Source organism: Spirosoma sp. (genome assembly GCF_026391055.1).
In the GTDB taxonomy this organism is placed as follows: Bacteria; Bacteroidota; Bacteroidia; order Cytophagales; family Spirosomataceae; genus Spirosoma.
The window spans coordinates 310087-330892 of record NZ_JAPLET010000024.1; the positions used below are offsets into that span (position 1 = coordinate 310087).

The 20806-nt window shown below is 51.5% G+C and carries 14 protein-coding genes; 9 read left to right on the forward strand and 5 right to left on the reverse strand.

Features of this window, described 5'->3' with window-relative positions; translation table 11 throughout:
* Window positions 1–37: 37 nt before the first annotated feature.
* Complete coding sequence (locus NT073_RS21710) at window positions 38–1936, forward strand: AAA domain-containing protein (RefSeq protein WP_297377623.1); 1899 nt, start codon at window positions 38–40, stop codon at window positions 1934–1936.
* 66 nt (window positions 1937–2002) lie between these two features.
* Here NT073_RS21710 and NT073_RS21715 read toward each other — a convergent pair whose 3' ends face one another.
* On the reverse strand, window positions 2003–3370 hold the full coding sequence (locus NT073_RS21715) for an amidohydrolase family protein (protein WP_297377625.1): 1368 nt from the start codon (window positions 3368–3370) through the stop codon (window positions 2003–2005).
* Window positions 3371–3554: 184 nt separating this feature from the next.
* On the opposite strand from NT073_RS21715, the gene NT073_RS21720 reads away from it, so the two are divergent.
* Complete coding sequence (locus tag NT073_RS21720) at window positions 3555–4217, forward strand: NAD-dependent epimerase/dehydratase family protein (RefSeq protein WP_297377627.1); 663 nt, start codon at window positions 3555–3557, stop codon at window positions 4215–4217.
* A gap of 86 nt (window positions 4218–4303) precedes the next feature.
* On the opposite strand, the gene NT073_RS21725 is transcribed toward NT073_RS21720, so the two are convergent.
* Window positions 4304–5089, reverse strand: a complete 786-nt coding sequence (locus NT073_RS21725; protein ID WP_297377629.1) for a hypothetical protein — start codon at window positions 5087–5089, stop codon at window positions 4304–4306.
* A 164-nt stretch (window positions 5090–5253) separates the two neighbouring features.
* Between NT073_RS21725 and NT073_RS21730 the strand changes: the two genes are divergently transcribed.
* The 5 genes from NT073_RS21730 (at window position 5254) to NT073_RS21750 (ending at window position 13506) form a co-directional block, all read left to right on the forward strand.
* Window positions 5254–6570, forward strand: a complete 1317-nt coding sequence (locus NT073_RS21730) for a gluconate:H+ symporter (protein ID WP_297377631.1) — start codon at window positions 5254–5256, stop codon at window positions 6568–6570.
* A 77-nt stretch (window positions 6571–6647) separates the two neighbouring features.
* The gene (locus tag NT073_RS21735; protein WP_297377633.1) at window positions 6648–7244 is read left to right on the forward strand and encodes a sigma-70 family RNA polymerase sigma factor; all 597 of its coding nucleotides are present in this window, start codon (window positions 6648–6650) and stop codon (window positions 7242–7244) included.
* Between the two features lie 82 nt (window positions 7245–7326).
* Window positions 7327–8394 carry a FecR domain-containing protein gene (locus NT073_RS21740; RefSeq protein WP_297377635.1) on the forward strand — a complete coding sequence of 356 codons (1068 nt, stop codon included), beginning with the start codon at window positions 7327–7329 and terminating at the stop codon, window positions 8392–8394.
* A gap of 32 nt (window positions 8395–8426) precedes the next feature.
* Window positions 8427–11879, forward strand: coding sequence for a SusC/RagA family TonB-linked outer membrane protein (locus NT073_RS21745; protein WP_297377637.1), 3453 nt, complete (start codon window positions 8427–8429; stop codon window positions 11877–11879).
* Between the two features lie 103 nt (window positions 11880–11982).
* Window positions 11983–13506, forward strand: a complete 1524-nt coding sequence (locus NT073_RS21750) for a RagB/SusD family nutrient uptake outer membrane protein (protein ID WP_297377639.1) — start codon at window positions 11983–11985, stop codon at window positions 13504–13506.
* Between the two features lie 62 nt (window positions 13507–13568).
* Here the strand turns inward: NT073_RS21750 and NT073_RS21755 are convergent, their stop codons facing one another.
* A complete protein-coding gene (locus tag NT073_RS21755) occupies window positions 13569–14144 on the reverse strand; it encodes a sugar O-acetyltransferase (RefSeq protein ID WP_297377641.1) in 576 nt (191 codons plus the stop codon).
* Window positions 14145–14229: 85 nt separating this feature from the next.
* Window positions 14230–15660: a PQQ-dependent sugar dehydrogenase gene (locus NT073_RS21760; protein ID WP_297377643.1), complete on the reverse strand. Its 1431-nt coding sequence runs from the start codon at window positions 15658–15660 to the stop codon at window positions 14230–14232.
* A 229-nt stretch (window positions 15661–15889) separates the two neighbouring features.
* Here NT073_RS21760 and NT073_RS21765 point away from each other — a divergent pair, with 229 nt between their 5' ends.
* Together NT073_RS21765 and NT073_RS21770 are read left to right on the forward strand one after the other, a co-directional pair.
* Window positions 15890–16942, forward strand: a complete 1053-nt coding sequence (locus NT073_RS21765; RefSeq protein ID WP_297377644.1) for a glycoside hydrolase family 43 protein — start codon at window positions 15890–15892, stop codon at window positions 16940–16942.
* Window positions 16943–17203: 261 nt separating this feature from the next.
* Window positions 17204–19345, forward strand: a complete 2142-nt coding sequence (locus tag NT073_RS21770; RefSeq protein WP_297377646.1) for a PAS domain-containing sensor histidine kinase — start codon at window positions 17204–17206, stop codon at window positions 19343–19345.
* Window positions 19346–19488: 143 nt separating this feature from the next.
* Here the strand turns inward: NT073_RS21770 and NT073_RS21775 are convergent, their stop codons facing one another.
* Window positions 19489–20775, reverse strand: a complete 1287-nt coding sequence (locus NT073_RS21775) for a DUF5690 family protein (protein WP_297377648.1) — start codon at window positions 20773–20775, stop codon at window positions 19489–19491.
* Window positions 20776–20806 lie beyond the last annotated feature (31 nt).

Sequence of the window (20806 nt, forward strand, 5' to 3'; positions counted from 1 at the left end):
TCTGATCTTATGGGCGGTAAACTGATTACCTTTGTGAATGGATTATTTCAAAAATCTGCTTGAATTACTAAAGGTTGAACGAGAAGAAGACCGCACCCAATACCGTAAACTCACCGAAACAACTTCCATTGCCGAGCGTCGGGCTAATGGCCTGACCTGGTACCCTATTGCCATCCGGGGTTCCGAAATGAGCCGGGGCGATTATATATCCGTAGAGGTCGAGCGGACTACCCACCAGGACATTCCGCATCAGTTGCGGTTTGGTATGCCCGCCGTACTGTTCAGCAACCACGACCCCAGGACTGATCGTGTGGAAGGTACGATCTCTCACCAGAGCGGCAACCGCCTGCGCATAACTCTGCGCGTGGACGAACTGCCCGACTGGTCGAGGGATGGTAAACTGGGCGTTGAAGTACTGTTTGACGACAATAGCTACGACGAAATGGAAACGGCCCTTAAACTGGCCAACTCCCTCGCCGAGAAAGCCGACAACCGACTGATCAACGTACTGACGGGCTCCACATCGCCGACCTTTCACCCCGATACGCCACCCTTATCGCTGCCCCGACTGAACCCCAGTCAGGTAGCTGCCGTGGGCAAGATACTGACGGCTAACGAACTGGCCATTGTACATGGCCCACCCGGCACGGGCAAAACCACTACGCTGGTACAGGCCATTAAAGCCCTGCATAAACAGGACAACAAGAAGCTGCTGGTCGTTGCGCCCAGCAATACGGCCGTCGATTTACTGAGTGAAAAGCTGCATGACGAAGGGCTGAGCGTGCTTCGGGTGGGTAATCCGGCCCGCGTATCGGAGCGATTGATGGCCCTTACGCTCGATCATAAAGTAGCCGATCACCCGGCCATGAAAGAAGCGAAGAAGCTAAAGAAGCAGGCCAACGAGTTCAAGAACATGGCGCATAAATACAAGCGCAACTTCGGTAAAGCGGAGCGTGATCAGCGCAAAGCCTTGTTCGACGAGGCCCACCGGATTATGAAGGAGGTGGGCAATACGGAGCAGTACGTCATCGATGATCTGGTTGGTAAAGCGCAGGTGATTACGGCAACGCTGGTGGGTGCCAATCACTACACGGTCCGCAACCTCACGTATCATACGGTGGTCATCGACGAAGCCGGTCAGGCGCTGGAACCGGCCTGCTGGATTCCCATTCTCAAAGCGCAGAAGGTTGTTCTGGCCGGTGATCATTGCCAGCTCCCGCCCACCATCAAATCGGCCGAAGCCGCCCGGAAGGGATTGAGCCATACGCTGCTCGAAAGATGCATTAAGTTGCATCCTGAGGCCGTTTCCCTGCTAGATGAACAATACCGGATGCACGAACACATCATGGGGTATTCGTCGCAGGTATTTTATGAGAACAAGTTAAAGGCGCACGGCTCGGTAGCGCGGCACTCGTTGTTCGACAGCGATACATCTTTGGTGTTTGTAGATACAGCCGGGTGCGGTTTCGATGAGAAACTGGATGGCACCAGTTCGACAAATCCCGAAGAAGCCGCCCTGCTGATGAAACACCTGACACAACTGGTCACGGACTTGAGTACCCGCTACGCAAAGGAGAATTTCCCGACTGTCGCCATTATCTCGCCCTATAAGCAGCAGATAAACGTACTGAAAGACCAGTTGCTGCATACGCCCGAACTACAGCCTTATAGCGACCGGATTTCAGTCAATACCATCGACAGTTTTCAGGGGCAGGAGCGCGACATTGTGTACATTTCCATGACCCGCAGCAATGCCGAAGGGGAAATTGGTTTCCTGTCCGACATTCGCCGGATGAACGTGGCCATGACCCGCGCCCGCAAGAAACTGGTCATCGTTGGCGACAGTGCGACGCTGGCGGGGCTTTCCTTCTACGCGGATTTTATCGCCTACGCTGAGCAATTGAACGCTTACCAAAGCGCCTGGGAGTTTATGTGAGGCAGATCGTGTGGGTAGGCTGGCGCGGGCAAATGCCCGCGCCAGCCTACCCATACCAGCGACCATTTACTGTTTCTCCAGCTTTTTCAACTCGTTCTGGATATACGCCTTCGACAACCAGTTCGTACCCATCATTACACCCTCAATATTTTTGGTCTGGCTGATGTCTTTCAGCGGGTTGCCGCCAAGCAACACCAGGTCCGATACATTTCCCGTTTTCACGACGCCCCAATCGGGTTTGTTCAGGTAAGATGCCACGTTGACCGTACCCGTCCGCAAGGTTTCGTAAGGCGTTAGTCCGGCATCGACCATGTATTTCATTTCGTGGTGGATAGAGAAGCCAGGTACATTGAAAATCTGGGGCGCATCGGAGCCTAACAAAATATCGACGCCGTTTTTCTGGCATGCATAAATGAGCTTCCGCCGAATCTGGATCAGTTTTTCGGCATGTTCTTTCGAGAAGTTCGGGTTGGCGAGGTAGCCTTTTTTGGTGTTCTCCCAACCTTTAACCTGCTCGGGCTTCATGTATTTCATTTCCGGATCGTTCGTGAATGCATCGGCGGGTAAAGGCGAAAGCCAGCGCTCGGCCAGAGCCTGCGTGGGTACGACGCGTATGTGCTTATCGCGCAGCCCCTTTACCAGTTTTGGAATCTGCGAGGCATCGGCCCGATAGGCAATCCAGGACGCAAACAGGCCGGTTTCGGGTTCGGCCAGCGTATCCGAACGAGGAACGATGGCTTCTACAAATCCGTCCATGTGGTCAATGGACGAATACCCCGCATCAATCGCCCGCCAGACGCCAACATTGAACGATACGTGGCCTACAAAAGGAATACCGACTTCGTGCGCCGTTTTGGCAATAGCCGGGAACGTCTCTTTAGTTAATCCCGGATGCAGTTTAAGAAAATCATAACCAGCCACTTTCTGCTCGCGAACCATCTGGGCACCCCGCTCGGCGGTTTTTACGGTTTGCCCGTTGAACGACGGGCCGGTGGCGTAAAAATGTGGTCCTAGAATTTCACCGCTGTTGATCTTGCTGCGGAGTTCCAGATGGCGGGGGTGGCCCAGCATACCCCGAATGGTCGTAATGCCGTTGGCCAAGTAGAGCATCAACACCTCTTTCATAGGCTCGATATCGTCGATGGGCGGCACATGGGCGTGAATTTCGGCCCAGCCCGGAGTCAGATATTTTCCTTTTGCGTCAATAATCAGCGCGTCTTTACTGATAGTTACTTTTCCGTCCGTACCCAGGGCGGCTATCCTGCCATTTCGCACGACAACCGTCTGATTTTCGAGCACGCGCTCGCGGTCCATGGGGATAACGTTTACGGATTTGAATACAATGTCGCGCTGTCCATTGCTGACCAGTTCCTGGGCCGAAAGCGTGGCACACGGAGCCATGAGCAGGTAAATGAGTAGAAGCAGGTGTTTCATACAGTAAATAAGTTAGTCGTAGCATTCGGCTATACCCACGAGCGGCCCGCCCGGGGTACAAATGAGGTCATCAAATTGGCTAAATCGTTGAACCTATTGCCGTTGGTTCTGATTGGGAGTAATAAGCCGCCCTGTAAATTTATTCATTCATTCCGGATTCACCCGACACAAACCCAATCACTTCATGAAAATCAGAGCGATCATAACCGGTGCCACGGGCATGGTAGGCGAAGGCATCCTGCACGAATGTTTACAGCAGCCCGACGTCGAAGCGGTACTGCTCATCAACCGCAAACCCAGTGGCGTCTCACATCCGAAGGTCAGCGAGATTATCCACAAAGATTTCCTCGATCTGTCGGCAATCGAATCGCAACTGAGCGGATACAACGCCTGCTTTTTCTGTCTGGGGGTATCGTCGGTAGGCATGAAAGAAGAAGAATACCGACATCTGACTTACGATCTGACGCTACATGTAGCCGAAACGCTGGCGCGACTCAACCCCGACATGACCTTTGGCTACATCTCCGGCGCCGGTACAGACAGCACCGAACAGGGCCGCAGCATGTGGGCACGGGTAAAAGGCGCTACCGAGAATGCCCTGATGCGGCTGCCATTCAAAAAAGCGTATATGTTTCGGCCGGGCTTCATGAAACCAACCCCCGGCCTGAAAAACACGCTGGTCTATTACAAATACATCAACTGGCTGTATCCCATCGGCCGGGCACTTTACCCGGCTGGCTTTTCGACCTTGCAGGAACTGGCGCTGGCCATGATAAAGTCGGTCAGCATCGGTTATGAAAAGCCCATTCTGGAAGTGAAGGATATTGTGGAGTTAGCAAAGCGGTAGCATTACGTTGTCCCTCTTGAACACAGAGGGACAACGTAAACAAAGCTTTTTACTGAGAGCCCTGTGCCTTTATATTTGACAAACCCTCATTCCACTACCGAAACGATCACGTAATTGTCGTTCCGGGTGATGCCATACAACACTGTTTTCCCTTTGAGACTCCGGTCGATGGCAAAGGCTTGCCCTTCGCTCACGGTTGGAATGGTCTTAACGTATTGTAAGGTATGCCCGCGTTCGGGTAGCTTCAGTACATATAGTTCGGGTTTGTCGTGGCCGGTGCAGTAGATCAGCCCATCTGGCCCCCAGGTTCCACCCGAGGTACTGTATAAACCGAAAGCCTGCAACACGTTGGCCGGGAACGCCCACGACTCGACCTGCTGCCAGGTTGAGTTGTATTTAACCAGGGTCGTCCAGCGGTTGTCGCGCCCTTCGGCCGAGGCTTTATTCGAGTAGTTGGCGAAGGCCACCCACCAGTAGCCGTTGTAGAAATCGGCCCAGGTTACGGAGCCGGGAAAGAGCCCGAAACTATGCGTGCCGATGTGCCTGAGCGTTCGGGTGTCGAAAATTTCGATCGAGCTGGCCATTGGTACATCGGGATAGTTGGAATGCGTGCAGTACAGCTTCTGCCCCATTACCACCCCACTGTTCATGTGTTTTAGCATACCGGTGGTATCTTGCCAGGCGGCTACCTGTCGGCCATCTTGCTTGGTATGCTTTGTCAGCGAATGGTTATTAATGACGTAAAAGTGAGTCTGATCGACGGCCACACCCTGCTGCACCTGTGGCAGTTGGAACCGGCGGATTTCGGTTGCTTTCTGGCCCCGGCTTAGCAGCGGACAAGCCAAAAACAGCAGCATAAAAACAGTTTTCATGAATGGAGAGCGTGGTATATTGTTTGTGCTTCGCGGATCACATATGGAGCGCAAGATACAGGTCGGCGTTCATTTTACCGGATTGCTGGTTCCCTGACATTGGCCCGGTACATTAGAGTTTACCCGTACACACGCTTTGCTGGATAGCTTACCGATGTTCTGTCATGCCCCTAACCATTACCCTACTTGGCATTCTGGCCCTTATTGCACTTATTTCACTCGTTCGTATCCATGCCTTTCTGGCGTTCCTGGCCGTTTCCATCGGCGTTGGTCTGGCACTTGGACTCCAACCGCTGGCTGTATTAGATGCTATACAGAAGGGTATTGGTGGCACACTGGGCTCCATAACGGCCATCATCGCTCTGGGGGCAATGCTGGGCAAACTGGTGGCACAAAGCGGTGCGGCTCAGCGCATTGCGGCCAACATCATGGCGCTGGTGGGTACCCGGCACGCGCGATGGGCCTTTCTGGTGACGGGCTTTATTGTCGGCTTGCCGCTTTTTTATTCTGTTGGCTTCATGCTGCTGGCCCCGCTGGTCATTACGGTGGCGTACCGGTATAAATTGCCCGCACTTTACATCGGACTGCCCATGCTGGCGTCATTGTCAGTCACGCAGGGCTACCTCCCCCCCCACCCGGCCCCCCTGGCGATTCTTAAGCAATTCAACGCCGACATGGGCCTCACGCTCTTCTATGGCATCATCGTCTCCATTCCGGCCATCCTGATTTCGGGCGCGCTGTTCGGCTCGACGGTCAAACGGTACACAACCTTACCGAACCCCGCCTTCATCGCCCCCGATCTCCCCGACGATCAGATGCCCTCGGCTCCCGTGAGCTTCCTGACCGTTTTACTACCCATTTTACTAATCGGCCTGAGTACGCTGGTGAGTCCGATGCTTCCTGCCAGTTCGGTTAGCCAGCAGGTATTGCTGTTCGTGGGTGAACCCGTAGTGAGTATGTTCTGTGCGGTACTGGTGGCTTCGGTTACGCTCGGTATCTGGCGGGGCAAGTCGATGCCAACGGTGACGGCCATGCTCGGCGAGTCGATAAAGGATGTGGCTTTGCTGTTCCTGATTTTTGGTGGAGCGGGTGCGCTGAAACAAGTGCTTACCGATGGTGGGGTGAACCAGGCTGTTGCCGACCTCATGCGCGACTCGACCCTGCATCCCTATGTGCTGGCCTGGGGCATGGCGGCTCTCATTCGGGTGTGCGTCGGGTCCTCAACGGTATCGGGCATTACTACCGCCGGGTTTGTTACGCCCATGCTAAGTGCGCCGGGCGTAGAGCCCAATTTGATGGTGCTGAGTATCGGAGCCGGGAGCATGATGTTCTCGCACGTCAACGATACGGGTTTCTGGTTGTTCCGGGAATATTTTCAACTCTCCATGGCCGACACTTTAAAGACGTGGTCCGTTATGGAAACGCTGGTCTCGGTGAGTGGTCTGGCCGGGGTAATGGTACTGAGCTGGGTGATGGGATAAACATTACTTTTTACCGACTCAGTTGTACTATTCTCTAAACGGTCGTAAATTTAAGCTTCCAATTACTCAACGAATCATTGGAAAGCTCAACGACATCCTATCCTTATACTACGGATGCTGCCCTGTGGGATGATTTCCTGAGCGGCAGTAAACAGGCATACGCTTTTCTGTACCATAAATACGCTCCTACGCTTTACAACTACGGATATAAAATAGCTCAGAATCGGGAGCTGACCGAAGATTGCCTGCAAGACCTGTTCCTGAACATTCTGGAAACCCGCGAACGACTCGGCCGTACCGATTCCATCAAGTTTTACCTCATGCGCTCGCTTCGGCGGGAGATCGTCCGGAAGCTCAGCAATGAGCAGCGATTCGACCATGATTCTGATCATCTGGACTTCGCCATCGAGTTTTATTATGAACCCACCTGGCTTGATCGGCAGATTTCGCAGGAGCAATCGACGCTGCTGCTGTATGAGTTGAACAACCTCCCCGCCCGCCAGAAAGAAGCCTTATTTTTGAAGTATTTCGATAACCTCAGCTACGAGGAAATTGCCGGCATTATGGGCATCGAGCAAACATCCGTCTACAAAATCGTGTACAAAGCCATTGCGTCCCTTCAAAAACGCATTCCGACCAACACCGTTTTCCTCCTTTTGGCATTCCTCCGATAAAATCTAGTAAAAAGTGGAGATACCGAGGGATAATCTGCCGCTCGAAGCTCTTTGTTGAGTATACGACAGCCGGTTTCCGTAGATGAATACGCCTTTACCCGATTACAGCCGTTACTCCCTCAACGAGTTCGTGCTCGATGACTCGTTCCGCCAGTGGGTTCTGCAACCCAACGAGCAGAGTATGACTTTCTGGCATGGCTTCATGCTTCAGCATCCTGAAAAACAGGCTATGGTCGATGAAGCCGCTTCGTTACTACTTCACCTGAACGTTCGCTTTAACGACCTGACAAATGCCAGCCAGGAACGTATCTGGCTGGCACTGAACCAGGCCTTTGATGAGCATGAGACCAGAGAGGCCCGTGTCCGGCCGCTGACTGGCCGGCAGCGTTTCCTGGATCAACGAGCCCGCTTTGGTTGGCAGTTGGCCGCGTCTATAGCGGGCTTTCTGCTGATTGTTGGTGGGCTTACGTACTATAAGCTACTGCCCAAAGAGCAACGTATCCATACGGCTTTCGGCGAGAACAAGACCGTTACGCTGCCCGACGGCTCAACGGTACTCCTGAATGGCAATACCACCCTCACCTATACCGATGGCTGGAGCGACGACAAATCCCGCGAGGTCTGGCTCGATGGCGAAGGCTTTTTCACTGTCACAAAAAAGAGCCACCGGGGCGGCCGGGTGAAGTTCGTGACGCACACGTCCGGACTGGACATTACCGTATTGGGCACGCAGTTCAACGTGAACACCCGACGGGGCAGCACGGCCGTTACGCTGGTGGAAGGCAAAGTACAACTGTCTAAACCCGACGAACCAGCGGGTAAGGTGATCGAGATGAAACCCGGCCAGTTTGCCGCCACCAAACCCGCAATCGAAGCCGTTGAAATTCGGGAGGAAAAGCCACAACTGCACACTTCCTGGGTTGAGCATCAATTTGTATTTGAGAATACGGCGCTGAGCGACATTGCCCAGCAGCTTCATGACACCTATGGGCTGGATATTGTCTTCGAAGACAGTGACCTGGCTAACCGTCGGTTTACGGGTAATCTGTCGGATCAGAGCATCGAGACACTGCTAGCTACCCTTTCGCTCACATTCGACCTGACGGCTCATCGCAACGGCGACCGTATCAGTTTACGTCATAACCCCTGATTGAGTCAACAACTTTTCTTACATCTCTCTTTATGAAAAACAAGTATCTTCTCCTTTCTATGCTTATGGGCGGAGTCTACACCCTGCCGCAACCCAGCGTTGCGCAGGTACTGACCCGCGCCCAACCAGCCTATGAGAGCAACGCCAGCGGGCAGCAAGCGGAGGCACCGGCTGGTCAGCACAGCCGCCGGAGTCGCTCGCTCAAAAAAGCCCTGTCTGAACTCGAAAAGCGCTTCAACGTCAACTTCGCCTACGATGAACAAGTCGTGGCCGGTCGGCAGACCGACACCGACCTGGAGGGCCTCTCGCTCGAACAGGCGCTCAATCAATTGATCGATTCGCAGGGGCTGCGCTACCGCAAAGTGAACGCCAACCTGTTTGCCATTCAGGCGATACCGGCCAAAAAAGTAGGTATGACCGTGCCCGCCGAAAGTACCGCTCCTGCGCTGGCTACTGTTAGTAACGCACCGACCGATGTAACGGAAGCACCACAGCTAAAGCGCATTACGGGGCAGGTTACCGACGAAAATAACCAGGGGTTGCCCGGCGCCAACGTCATTGAAAAAGGGACGACGACAGGTGCCACAACCGATGCCAATGGCAATTTCGTCCTGAACGTTAGCGACAATGCCACGACGCTAACGATTTCCAGCGTGGGCTACGCCAGTCAGGATATAACGATCGGCAACAACACGGTTGTGAACGTCAAACTCGTTCCCGACGATCGAACCTTGAATGAGGTCGTTGTAATCGGCTATCAGACTGTTCGGAAGCGGGACGTAACCGGTGCCAATGATGTGATCAGCCCCGCGCAGGCCAACAAAGTGACGGCTAACTCGCTGGCCGAATCCATTCAGGGGCTGTCGCCGGGGGTTACGGTACGCAACACGGGTGTACCGGGGCAGCAGGCGTCGATCCAGATTCGCGGGGTGGCCAGCTTTCTCAATACCGACCCGCTATACATCATTGACGGGATGATTGCCGATGCCAATCCAACCATCAACAACGACGATATTGAATCTATTCAGGTATTGAAAGATGCCTCGGCTGCGGCCATTTATGGGTCGCGGGCGGCTAATGGCGTTATCATCATTACCACTAAACAAGGCAAAGAAGGCCCCATCCGGGTAGCTTTTTCGGCCAAATACGGGATACAGCAGGTGTACAAACGCTGGGATGTGATGAACGCAACAAACTTTGCGACTACGCAGCGGACGCAATACCAGAACGCCGGACAAACACCCCCATCGAGCGTAGCTACCGGTACGTTCAATCCGAACATCAACACCGACTGGCAGGATCAGGTACTGCAAACGGGTAATCTTCAGGATTACAATCTGACACTGTCGGGTGGTACCAAAACCGGTACGTATCTGATATCAGGCAGTTATTTCAGCAACAAAGGCTATGTGATTGGCAGCGGCTTCGACCGGGCCAGTTTGCGTATCAATACCAAAAGCCAGCTTGGGCGCTTCACATTTGGCGAGAACGCCCTATTGACGAACTCGAATATTCAGAATTTTCCGGCGGGCAACCCTATTTACGACATGGCCGGCATGCTGCCCGTTATTCCGGTACAGGACCCCAGTTATATCGACGCCAGCAACCCGGGGGGCTATGGCCTTGGCCGTAACCCGGATGCCGTTACGTACGCCTTCAACCCGGTGGCGGTTCGTAATCTGGCCAGCAACAAAAGCAATTTCGCCAAGCTGGTCGGCAACGCTTACCTCGATGTAAAACTGACCGACTGGCTGACCTACCGCGCCAACGCGGGTCTGGAAGTAAGCTTCGATTACACTCAAAATCTGCGTCGGCTGGGTATCTACCAGTACAGTGCTTCGCCGGTGCCCACGTCGGTTGGCGAAGACCGCTCGCGTTACCTCAGTATGCTGTTCGAGCACACGCTGAACTTCAATAAAGTGTTCGGTATGCACAACATCAACGGCGTAGTGGGTATCAGCCAGCAAACGACCCGTCGCGACATTACGTCCGGCTCACGCACCAATCTGGGCTTTGCCGGTGGGCAGTATTTCAACACCATCAATGCGGCCACGGGCATTTCCAACTCGGCCGGTGGCACGCCCGATGATTACCGAATTCTGGGCTACATTGGCCGGGTCAACTACACCTATAACGACCGTTACCTGCTAACGCTGACCGGTCGGGTCGATCAGGACTCCCGTTTCGGGGCCAATTACCGAACGGGTTTCTTCCCATCGGTGGCCGCGGCCTGGCGCATTAGTGAGGAAAAATTCTTTAACGTCGACTGGATTTCGGATCTAAAGCTGAATGCGTCGTATGGTAAGCTGGGCATCGTGGTGCCTACACTGGGTTCGTTCCCCTACACGGCCTTCATCAACAACAATCCGAGAACTATTTTTGGGGTCGACCAGACACCGTACGTCGGAGCCTATCAGGCGCAGTTGGCCAACCCCGATCTGCGCTGGGAAGAGCGAATCCAGCAGAACTACGGTGTGTCGGCAAGTTTCCTCAGAAATCGTATTACGACGGAAATTAACGTCTATAACTCGTTATCGAACGATGCCATTCTGAACCTGGCGGTGCCGGGTTACCTGGGTAACCTGCGCGGTAATCCGTACGTGAATACGGCCTCTATCCGCAACCGGGGCGTCGAGTTTTCTGCTACCTACCGCAACAACGAACATGCCCTTAAATGGGATGTATCCGGCAACTTTACGACCATCAAGAACCGAGTTGAAAACGTAGGAAACCAAGGGCAGAACATCAACTACATCCAGAGCGGTAATACACGCTCGCAGGTTGGGCAGGCTGTTGGGCAGTGGTACGTGCTGAAAACGGCAGGGCTCTTCCAAAATCAGGAGGAAATCAATAATTACAAAGGAGCCAACGGAAACCTCATTCAGCCGAATGCCAAACCGGGTGATGTTAAGTATGTCGATACCAACGGCGATGGGCAGATCACCCAGAACGACGACCGTCAGTTTGTGGGTTCACCCTGGCCCAAATTGCAGGCGGGTGCACAGGCCAATGCATCCTACGGCCAGTTTTCGCTCAATGTGCAGTTGACCGGCGTGTTTGGCTACACCGTTTACAACGACGTACGGCGCGGACTGGATAGCTACCAGCTCACCAACTTCCGCAACGACATCAACCCGTGGACAACGAGCAATACTAGCGCAACTGACCCTCGGTTGGGGCTGGAATCCGGCGATCAGGGCATTATCTCGAACAACTTCGGGTATACCGACCGCTGGCTGGAGAATGCCTCTTACGTTCGGGTGCGCAACGTTGAGATTGGCTATATGTTACCGAAAGCCCTGCTTAATACTATCAAAATCCGCAATGCCCGTGTGTATGTAAGTGGACAGAACCTATTCACCATCACCAAATACACCGGCCTCGACCCCGACGTTACGGGTGCAAACATTCAGGAGAGGGGCGTTGACCTTGGTCACTGGCCGTCACCCCGCGTTGTTTCCGTTGGTGTCAATTGCGATTTCTAACTATCCTTGAAAGGCCTTTTATGAAACTACATGATGATCTATTCAGACATGCTATTAGCATAACCGCTCTTTCACTCTATCACTCTTTCGCTCTTTCATAAAAATGAAAAATAGATTCATTTCGCTAACGATAGCCGCAGCCCTGGCCTTTACGGGTTGTCAGCGTAGCCTCGATATCGTGAACCCCAACCAGGTGACAGCCGAGTCGTTCTGGAAAACGCCGACCGATGCGCTGGCGGGTGTCAATGCCGTCTACAGCGCCACGCACCGGGGCGGTATTTCGCGCTGGATGCCATTCTACTACATCATCCGGTCCGATGAAGGCCGCAGCCAGAGCCCGGCAACCGACATTGTCAATAACATGGACCAGTTCCTGGTTACGGACTATAATTACGGCAATGCATATTCCATCTGGAATGACAATTATATCGGCATTAACCGCGCCAATCAGGTCATCGACAACGTGCCCGACATTCAGATGGACGCTACGCTGAAGGGCCGGTATATTGGCGAGGCCAAGTTCCTGCGGGCCATGTATTATTTCCATCTGGTTACGCTTTGGGGCAACGTGCCGCTGATCCTGCAAACCTCGGTCGTTGGTGATAAACCCAACTCGGCCACCACAGCGCAGGTATGGGCGCAGATCGAGAAAGACCTGACCGATGCCGCTGCCGTCCTGCCCACAACCTATGGCAACGCCGATCTGGGCCGCGCCACCAAAGGGGCCGCTTATGCCCTGCTGGCCAGAGCGCAGATGCAGCAGCAGAAATATACCGAAGCACTCACACCCCTGCAATGGCTGGTAGAAGGTGATGGAAAAAGTGTGTACTCACTGATGCCGAACTACCGCGACAATTTCCTGATTACGACCGAAAACAACCGTGAGTCCGTATTCGAATGGCAATTCCAGATCAACCCGGCCGAATACACCGACGACGATACTGAAACGCCGAATCAAAACTACGGCACCTCACTGGCAAAGTTCTTTGGCCCGCCACCGGTTGGCTGGTCGGATGGCGAAGCGCAACGCTGGCCTACCCGCGAATTCACCGAACGAACAACAACCGGCGCCCGCGACCCGCGTCTTGAAGCGTCGTTTCTCTTCGACTCGACCGATGTGCGTGGCCCTGATTTCACCCAGATTTACGGGCAGACATTCACCCAGCGATACGGCCGGGATAACAAACGGGTATGGTTCCGGAAGTTTCAGAACGATCACTGGAAAACTGAAGAAGATTATCGGTCGCCCAACAACTGGCGGTACATTCGCTACGCCGATGTGCTGCTGATGTATGCCGAAGCCCTCAACGCTACCGGCAAAACAACGCAGGCATACACCTACGTCGATCAGGTGCGCCAGCGGGCTGGGCTGCCTACATTGACCGTCGCAAAACCGGGACTCACGCAGGCGCAGTTTCTGACCCAGCTAAAGCACGAGCGGTTACTAGAGCTATCGGGCGAAGGCTGGCGCTGGAACGACCTGGCCCGCTGGGGTGACCTCGGTCCGCAATTAGCCCCGCGCGACCCAGCTTTCTCTACCTTTGTGAAAGGCAAGAGTGAGTTGTTGCCGATTCCGCAACTCGACCGGGACCTGAACCCCAACCTGGTGCAAAACCCGAATTACTGATTTTCTGTCACCGCAACGGCGAACCACAGAGACACACGGTCCGCCGTTGCGGTGACAAAGAATTACAAAGACTTGACGACTTTAGCCGGGACCCCCGCCACAACGGTATTGGGTGGCACATCGCGACTTACCACAGCTCCGGCGGCTACAACCGAGTTTTCACCAATGGTAACGCCCGGCAAAATGGTTGCCCCCGCGCCAATCCAGGCATTGCGCCTGATGACAATCGGGCGGGGAATCAGGGTGGTCCGGTCGGTTGGGTCGAGCGGGTGGTTTTCGGAAGTCAGGTTGACTCGTGGGCCAATCTGAACGTCATCTTCAATTGTGATGCCACCAATGTCGAGAAACGAACAGGCGTGGTTGATAAAGATGTTGTTCCCCAGACGGATCGACCGGCCAAAATTGGTGTAGAACGGCGGGAAGATCGCTGTCGATTCATCAATTGGGTTGCCTATAATGGTGCTCAACTGATTACGTACCTGATCGACGCTGGTGGCTGTGGCGTTCATTTCAACGCATAGCCGGATGGTTCGTGAAACTACTTCGCCGAAGCGGGCATATTCTGGGTCGTCTTTTCGGAGGAGTTCACCAGCCTGCAATCGCTGGAAAATATCGGTATTGGCGGTTTGATCGGTCATCTTCTGGTATATCAGTAGCCCGGACGGCCACGTCCGGGCTAAATTATATCGATTACTTACCCGGATGTGGCCGTCCAGGCTACGCTTATTCGGGCGTAACTCGTAAGAGCGTATCAGGACTGTTGGTAAGCACATACAGGGCACCGTCCGGTCCGATCTTTACATCTCGCACACGGCCGTAGCCCTTCAACAACACTTCCTGTTCCGTCACCTTATCGCCCTTGACCACAAGCCGTCGGATCTCTTCGAACTTGAGTGCGGTTACCAGCAGGTTATTCTGCCAGCGCGGAAAGCGGTTACCGGTCACAAATTCAATGGCACTGACAGCAATAGAGGGCGTCCAGTAGGTAATTGGCTGTTCCATCTCCTCCCGATGGGTTTCTGTGGTAATAATGCTGCCGTTATAGTCGATGCCATAAGTAATTACTGGCCAACCATAATTTGCTCCCTTCTTTAGAATATTCAACTCGTCGCCCCCCTGTGGTCCGTGTTCACTCGCGTAGATTACGCCGGTTGTCGGATGTTGGGCCAGCCCCTGTGCGTTGCGATTTCCCCAACTGTAGATCGCCTGTAAGTCATTCGCTTTGCCGTAGAGGGGATTGTCTTTCGGAATCGACCCATCGGGATTGATTCGGTAGATTTTGCCGGACGGTCTCGATAATATCTGGGAATCGCCAGCGCGGTTCATATCGCCAATGGTGAAATACAGATACCCTTGTTTATCGAACAGAAACCGGCACCCCCAGCGCGTGCCACCCGTCACCAGCAGCGAGTCGGGAACTTGAAACAGCGTCTGTTCCTCTACCCACTGATGTTCCCGAACTTTTCCCCGGACGATTTTTGTCATGCCCGGCGTCTTTTTATCCGAGCTATTTTGCGGGTTATGACTGAATCCAATGTAAATCCAACCATTGGTTTTGTAATCGGGATCGAGCGCCAGATCCATCATCCCCCCAACCAGGTCAGTTCCGTACGTTTTCGGTAGGCCGGCAATTTTCTGATTGTCGAGTTTGCCATTCACCAGCGAAAAAAGCTCCCCGTTCTTGCCGGTAACAAGCGCATGGTTAGCATCGACAAATTCAATGCCCCAAGGGCTGGTCAAGCCTTCGGTCACCAGCTTTTCAATCCTGAGTTTGTAGAGTTTTGTATCAACGCGAAGGGGTAAGTCTGTCTTTTTTACCAGTTCCGGCGAGGTTTGCGCATTCAGTATAAAATCGGTGACGGCCTCTATCTCTTTAGCCGAAAGAACGCCTTCAAACCTGATCATCTCGGTCGATGGAACGCCATTCCGGATGGTTTTGAGCAACGAGTTGCGGTCGCCCCCGTGTTTCCATTCCTTTTTGATGAGTGCGGGTCCTGCACTGCCCTGTAATTGGGCTCCATGACATCCGGCACAGTATTTTTTGTAAACGATCTGCCCGTTCTGCGCCATTGACTGAAGAGAGACAGACACAACTAAAACAAAGATGAACAGTAACGTTCCAAAGACCGGGAGGGCCGATAACGAAGTACGCATTAGTCTCTGGGTTGAGGTTTCCTGAGTAGCAAGTTACATTTTTTTGTATAGCTCAGAGGGTGCGGGTATGGAGGAGAGACGTCAGTCCGTCGAAAATAACGTAAGTGTTACGCCCAATGAGTTCCGTAGTTCGCCCCTTTACCCGGATTACAATGGGGTAGCTTAAGCAAGCGAAGAAGTAATGCTTACGTAAACGTATCTTTGTTGTCAGGAATAGCTTACCTCAACGATGAAAAATTATCTGTTTATGCTGCTGGCGCTGGTGATCGCCTGCCAATCGGCCGACAAGCCAAACCCCACTCCTACGCCCCCCGTCACGACGGTCGACACGGTCGGTAAATTTCAGAATCCATTACTGACAGCCGCTCCCGACCCTTGGGTGACGTATAAAGATGGGTTCTATTACGTAATGCACACCACCGGAAACAACCTGCGCATCTATAAAACAGCCGCTATGAGTCGTCTGAGTTCGGCGCGACCGGTGACCGTCTGGACACCGCCCGCCACTGGCCCCAACTCCCGCGACATCTGGGCACCCGAACTGTTTTTCGTCAATGGTAAATGGTACATCTACTACGCTGCCGACAATAACGGCAACGACGCGACCCACCGCATGTTTGTGCTAGAAAACGAATCCGCCGACCCGACGCAGGGAACGTGGGTCGACCGGGGGCTGCTTAACTTACCCGAAAACCGATGGGCGATTGACGGTACACTGCTTCAGCAAAATGGTCAGTTGTATTTCGCGTGGTCAGGTTGGGAAACGGATCTGGGCGGGTCGCAACATATCTACATCGCTAAACTATCGAATCCATACACCGTCGAAAGTACCAGCCGGGTCCGGTTATCGTCGCCTGATTACGCCTGGGAGAAAAACGGCTTTGGCGTGAATGAAGGGCCGGAGTTCCTGATGCACAACAACAAAGTCTTTCTGATTTATTCGGCCAGTTTCTGCGGTACTGATCTGTACGCACTGGGACAACTTTCCGCCGATACCAGCACGGATTTGCTCAACCCGGCATCCTGGACAAAATCGGCCACGCCTGTATTCGGCCCAAATGGCGGAAATGGTACCTTTGGCGTGGGCCACAACAGTTTTTTCACTACCCCCGACGGAAAAGAGAACTGGCTCGTTTACCATGCCAATGCCGCGTCTGGACAAGGCTGTGGCGATAACCGCTCCATCCGGATGCAGCCTTTTAGTTGGAAAGCCGACGGCTCTCCCGATTTTGGCACGCCAGCGCCAATAACGCAATGGATTAAGCGGCCCAGTGGCGAGTGAACCGGAGCGCGTTAGCTTATTAATAGCCTGCTACCGTAACAAAAGTAACATACAGTAAGAGCCCCAATTACAGTTCAATAACCTATTTAACTATCCTATTCATCTTACCCGGAACAGAGTAAACTAGTTAATCAATACGCGAAATGACATTAACAAGGGTCATAATTACCTAATACATCGAGTATTTACGCTCAACATAGCATAATTACTTAAATTAGCAATGAATACACTTGTTATAACCTTTTTATTTTTAGCGTATACATGAAAAATAGTTTATCAGATAAACCACTGAGACCCAGTGCGTTTTTTGCGCCCAATTTACCTGGCTTGCTTACGCTTAAAGGTTCCATACAAGAGGAACAGACTGGCTCAAATTTAACAATCTCCTGGATCAGTGAATCGGCGGGTAATTTGTTAAAAATGGCCGGGACAGAGTGGCACATAGGTGACTCTTTCAAACAAAGTCTATTAGAATTCGGTAATGTTGATATCGCCCCCATTTTCAGTGACTTTTCAAAAAAAGGAGAGGGCTTCTATCATCTTGCCCTGGAATCTGGTTACTCAGTTGGACTTAATTTGAGTCAATCACCCATTGGCATCATTGGCCAGCTACACTATCCTGTCAATCAGCAGGAAAAAAATTTCGATGAGAATCAAAATATAGCTCTTAGTATACGCTTAGATAATGTAGAGAATCAGTTACGGTATACAAAGCTGCTATTAAAACAAGTAACCCAGTTGGCAGGTTTGGATAACCGGCAGTTTGATCCACAACAGGATCGATATATCATTAACGCTGAAAGCAGTTTATCATACATAGAAAACCAGCCTGCTTCAATCAGGAATAAAAATGGTCTATCCTTCCATATGCCTGGTTCTGCAAACGATATAACAGATACCGTTATCGTAGAAAAAGCCATACAGGAAAGTAAGCTTATCTATCGAAGTATAGCTGATAAGTTTAAGCAAGTAGTTTTTCAAGTCGATTTAGAAGAAAATTGGAGTTTTTTAAACGAAGCCTGGGAAAGAATTACAGGTTTCACAAAGGCAGAAAGTCTGGGACGACCATTTTTCGACTTTATCCATACAGAAGATGAGCAACTGATTTCCCATTTATTCTCAGAAAATTTTCACGCAAAGGCAGGATTTGATCGAACAACGGTAGACTGTCTAAAAAAAGATGGCGGGACATGCTCGGTTGAACTATCCGTGTGGCTTGACCGAGATGACGATGATACTATTACTGGCTATACAGGAACGATCATATATATAGCAGAACAGCCAGAGCTTCATCAGTCTATGTCCGATGAACAAACATTGTTAAAAGAGATTGCGGAAAATATCAATAGCATTATATGGATCAGGGATCCGAAAGAACTTAAATTTTTATATATCAACTCTTACTTCGAAAAATTTACTGGTTATAAAATAGATCAACTGCGAACCGATTCAAATTCCCTTTTTAAGTTTATTCATCCTGATGATCAACCATTTTTGATGCAACTTTATGAAATGCCCACTGAAAAAAACCTGACAATTGAATTCAGAATTAAACTCTCAGACCAAACTTATCGCTGGTTAGAGGCTAAACTACTTACGTTGGCCGACACTGAGGGTACTATTATTCACCGCATGGGCATTGCTACAGATATTACAGAAGGGAAAAAAAAAGTAGAGTCCCTGCAATTAGCTTTAGAACAGGAAAAGGAAATAAATAAGCTCAAAAGTATGTTTGTGTCAATGGTTTCGCATCAATTCAAAACTCCTCTGAGCACGATGCAAACTAGTGTTGACTTAATAAATAATTACTTACAGGCACCCTCAGATAAATCATCATCAATCCATCGACACCTTAACATTATTCAAAATGAAATTAAGAAATATGGCAATCTCATAAACGATATGTTGATTCTGGGTAAAATTGAAGCTGGTAAAGTAAAGGTATATTTCGAACAAATTGACTTAGTTGAATTTTGCCAAAAAATCATCAACGCTTATTTTGTAGATAACCTGCAAGGCAGAAAAGTAGAATTAAATCACGAGAAGCCTCGCATGTTAATTTTTTTAGATGTAGCTCTCATGGAGCATGTTTTAGTAAACCTATTATCTAACGCCTTAAAGTTTTCACAAAAGAGTCCAAAAATAATGCTGGAATCCCTAGACAATGAAATAGTTATTAAGGTCGTGGATGAAGGAATTGGTATCTCTAAAAATGATATCTCTTACCTATTTGAAGATTTTTATCGGGCAAGCAATGCTTCAGCCGTACCGGGTTCTGGCCTTGGACTATCCATTGCTAAAAAGTTTGTCGAGTTACAGCAAGGCACAATAAATGTTGAAAGCCAGTTAGGTTTGGGCACCACATTCAGGCTAACCTTACCAAAAAATAGATCCACCAATTGATCGGCAAAGAAGCATGGGCAACAATCCATTGGGTTAAGCTTGCCACTGTAGACATAAAATGTGCTTTATCCTGAGTCTATACGGACACAGATTCAGGATAAAGCACATCACGACGCCGGACTGGTTCGCTCGTCATTTTGCCATTAAACCACACCTTCCGCTACCCGAACCGTCAACTCAGCGCTATACCTGCGCTGGAAGTAGATAAACGAACCAATCACCAACACCCCATACACTATTGACAGAATGTAGGCACCATCCATAAAGAATTCTCGGTAACTAATGTCGGCATGGCCGAAGTTTTTATAGAGTAACACACCAACGCTACCCAGATACCCGTACCAGTCGGCCAGGGTGACCATAAAACCGACCGTGCTCACGTACCGAAAAGACGCAATCAGCCGCTCGAAATAAAGGCCATTGCAGGGTACATACGCCATATATAGCCCCAGACCTGTCAGCAGAAACCAATTTCCGGCGGAGAGTGCCCCCGTCGAGTACGCATAGGTACTTAGGCCGACCAGAGCGCCCCCCAGTAGCATGAGTCCGTTGAGCAGGGCAAAGGCCCGGAAGTTTTGGGTTACGCGCTGGAGCAACGCCATCACTACCAGAATACCAAGGGCGACCAGCGTTTCGGTTTTGGCGAAAATGCCAGGGTTTTCTACACCCGCATCCTTGAGAATTTCAGGGCCGAAGTTATCGCGAAAATCGCGAAAGGCTGAAAGGAGCACATAGGAGGCAATCAGTAAGATCAAACCCGGTCTGAAGTTGCGGACAAACGCCCGGCGTTCGGCACCGTCCATAGGCTTGCGCTCGGTACGCAGGGCACGGTCTTCGTCGGTGGGGGGCGGCAGTAAAGTTAGGGCGTATACTGAAATCAGCATGGGCAATACAAACAGCATACCCGTCACGAAGGGTAGCCAAAACTCCGACACGCCCCAGTCGGCCCGGATGGTGAGGGCTACCGTTTTCACGAATCCCGACGCGAAAATAAACGAGGCTGTCAACCCGGCCACCAGCCCGTCCGTTTGCCGCCGACCTTCCAGAAAGCCAATCATCGTGCCGTAGACCATGCCTAACGGTAATCCGTTCAGGAACAAAAAGATAATGTTATAGGGAGCTGGAACCAGCGCAAAACCAAGGAGAGCCAGCAGGGCGAATCCTACAAAAAACAGCAAGCTAACGGCCCGACGACCCGGCGACATTTCGGACACAACCTTCACCCCGATACCTTTCGACACGGCATAGCCAAACACCTGCGCCGTAACGAGCCATATTTTGTAACTAATACCCGCGAAGGCCATCCCTTCGAACGTTACGGCGGTAATGCCTTTTCGGAAGGCATACATGCAGGCATACGTAGAAAACGCAGCCGTGGCACCAAAGAGCATAAATGCCGTTGGGTTGCGTAAAAAAGCGGGAGATTTCACAAATAGGTTGCGTTAATATTGATGCGTAAGA

Coding starts and splice junctions, on each gene's coding strand:
- NT073_RS21710 (WP_297377623.1), top strand. CDS start 38: ATGGATTATTTCAAAAATCTGCTTGAATTACTAAAGGTTGAACGAGAA.
- NT073_RS21715 (WP_297377625.1), bottom strand. CDS start 3,370: ATGAAACACCTGCTTCTACTCATTTACCTGCTCATGGCTCCGTGTGCC.
- NT073_RS21720 (WP_297377627.1), top strand. CDS start 3,555: ATGAAAATCAGAGCGATCATAACCGGTGCCACGGGCATGGTAGGCGAA.
- NT073_RS21725 (WP_297377629.1), bottom strand. CDS start 5,089: ATGAAAACTGTTTTTATGCTGCTGTTTTTGGCTTGTCCGCTGCTAAGC.
- NT073_RS21730 (WP_297377631.1), top strand. CDS start 5,254: ATGCCCCTAACCATTACCCTACTTGGCATTCTGGCCCTTATTGCACTT.
- NT073_RS21740 (WP_297377635.1), top strand. CDS start 7,327: ATGAATACGCCTTTACCCGATTACAGCCGTTACTCCCTCAACGAGTTC.
- NT073_RS21745 (WP_297377637.1), top strand. CDS start 8,427: ATGAAAAACAAGTATCTTCTCCTTTCTATGCTTATGGGCGGAGTCTAC.
- NT073_RS21750 (WP_297377639.1), top strand. CDS start 11,983: ATGAAAAATAGATTCATTTCGCTAACGATAGCCGCAGCCCTGGCCTTT.
- NT073_RS21755 (WP_297377641.1), bottom strand. CDS start 14,144: ATGACCGATCAAACCGCCAATACCGATATTTTCCAGCGATTGCAGGCT.
- NT073_RS21760 (WP_297377643.1), bottom strand. CDS start 15,660: ATGCGTACTTCGTTATCGGCCCTCCCGGTCTTTGGAACGTTACTGTTC.
- NT073_RS21765 (WP_297377644.1), top strand. CDS start 15,890: ATGAAAAATTATCTGTTTATGCTGCTGGCGCTGGTGATCGCCTGCCAA.
- NT073_RS21770 (WP_297377646.1), top strand. CDS start 17,204: ATGAAAAATAGTTTATCAGATAAACCACTGAGACCCAGTGCGTTTTTT.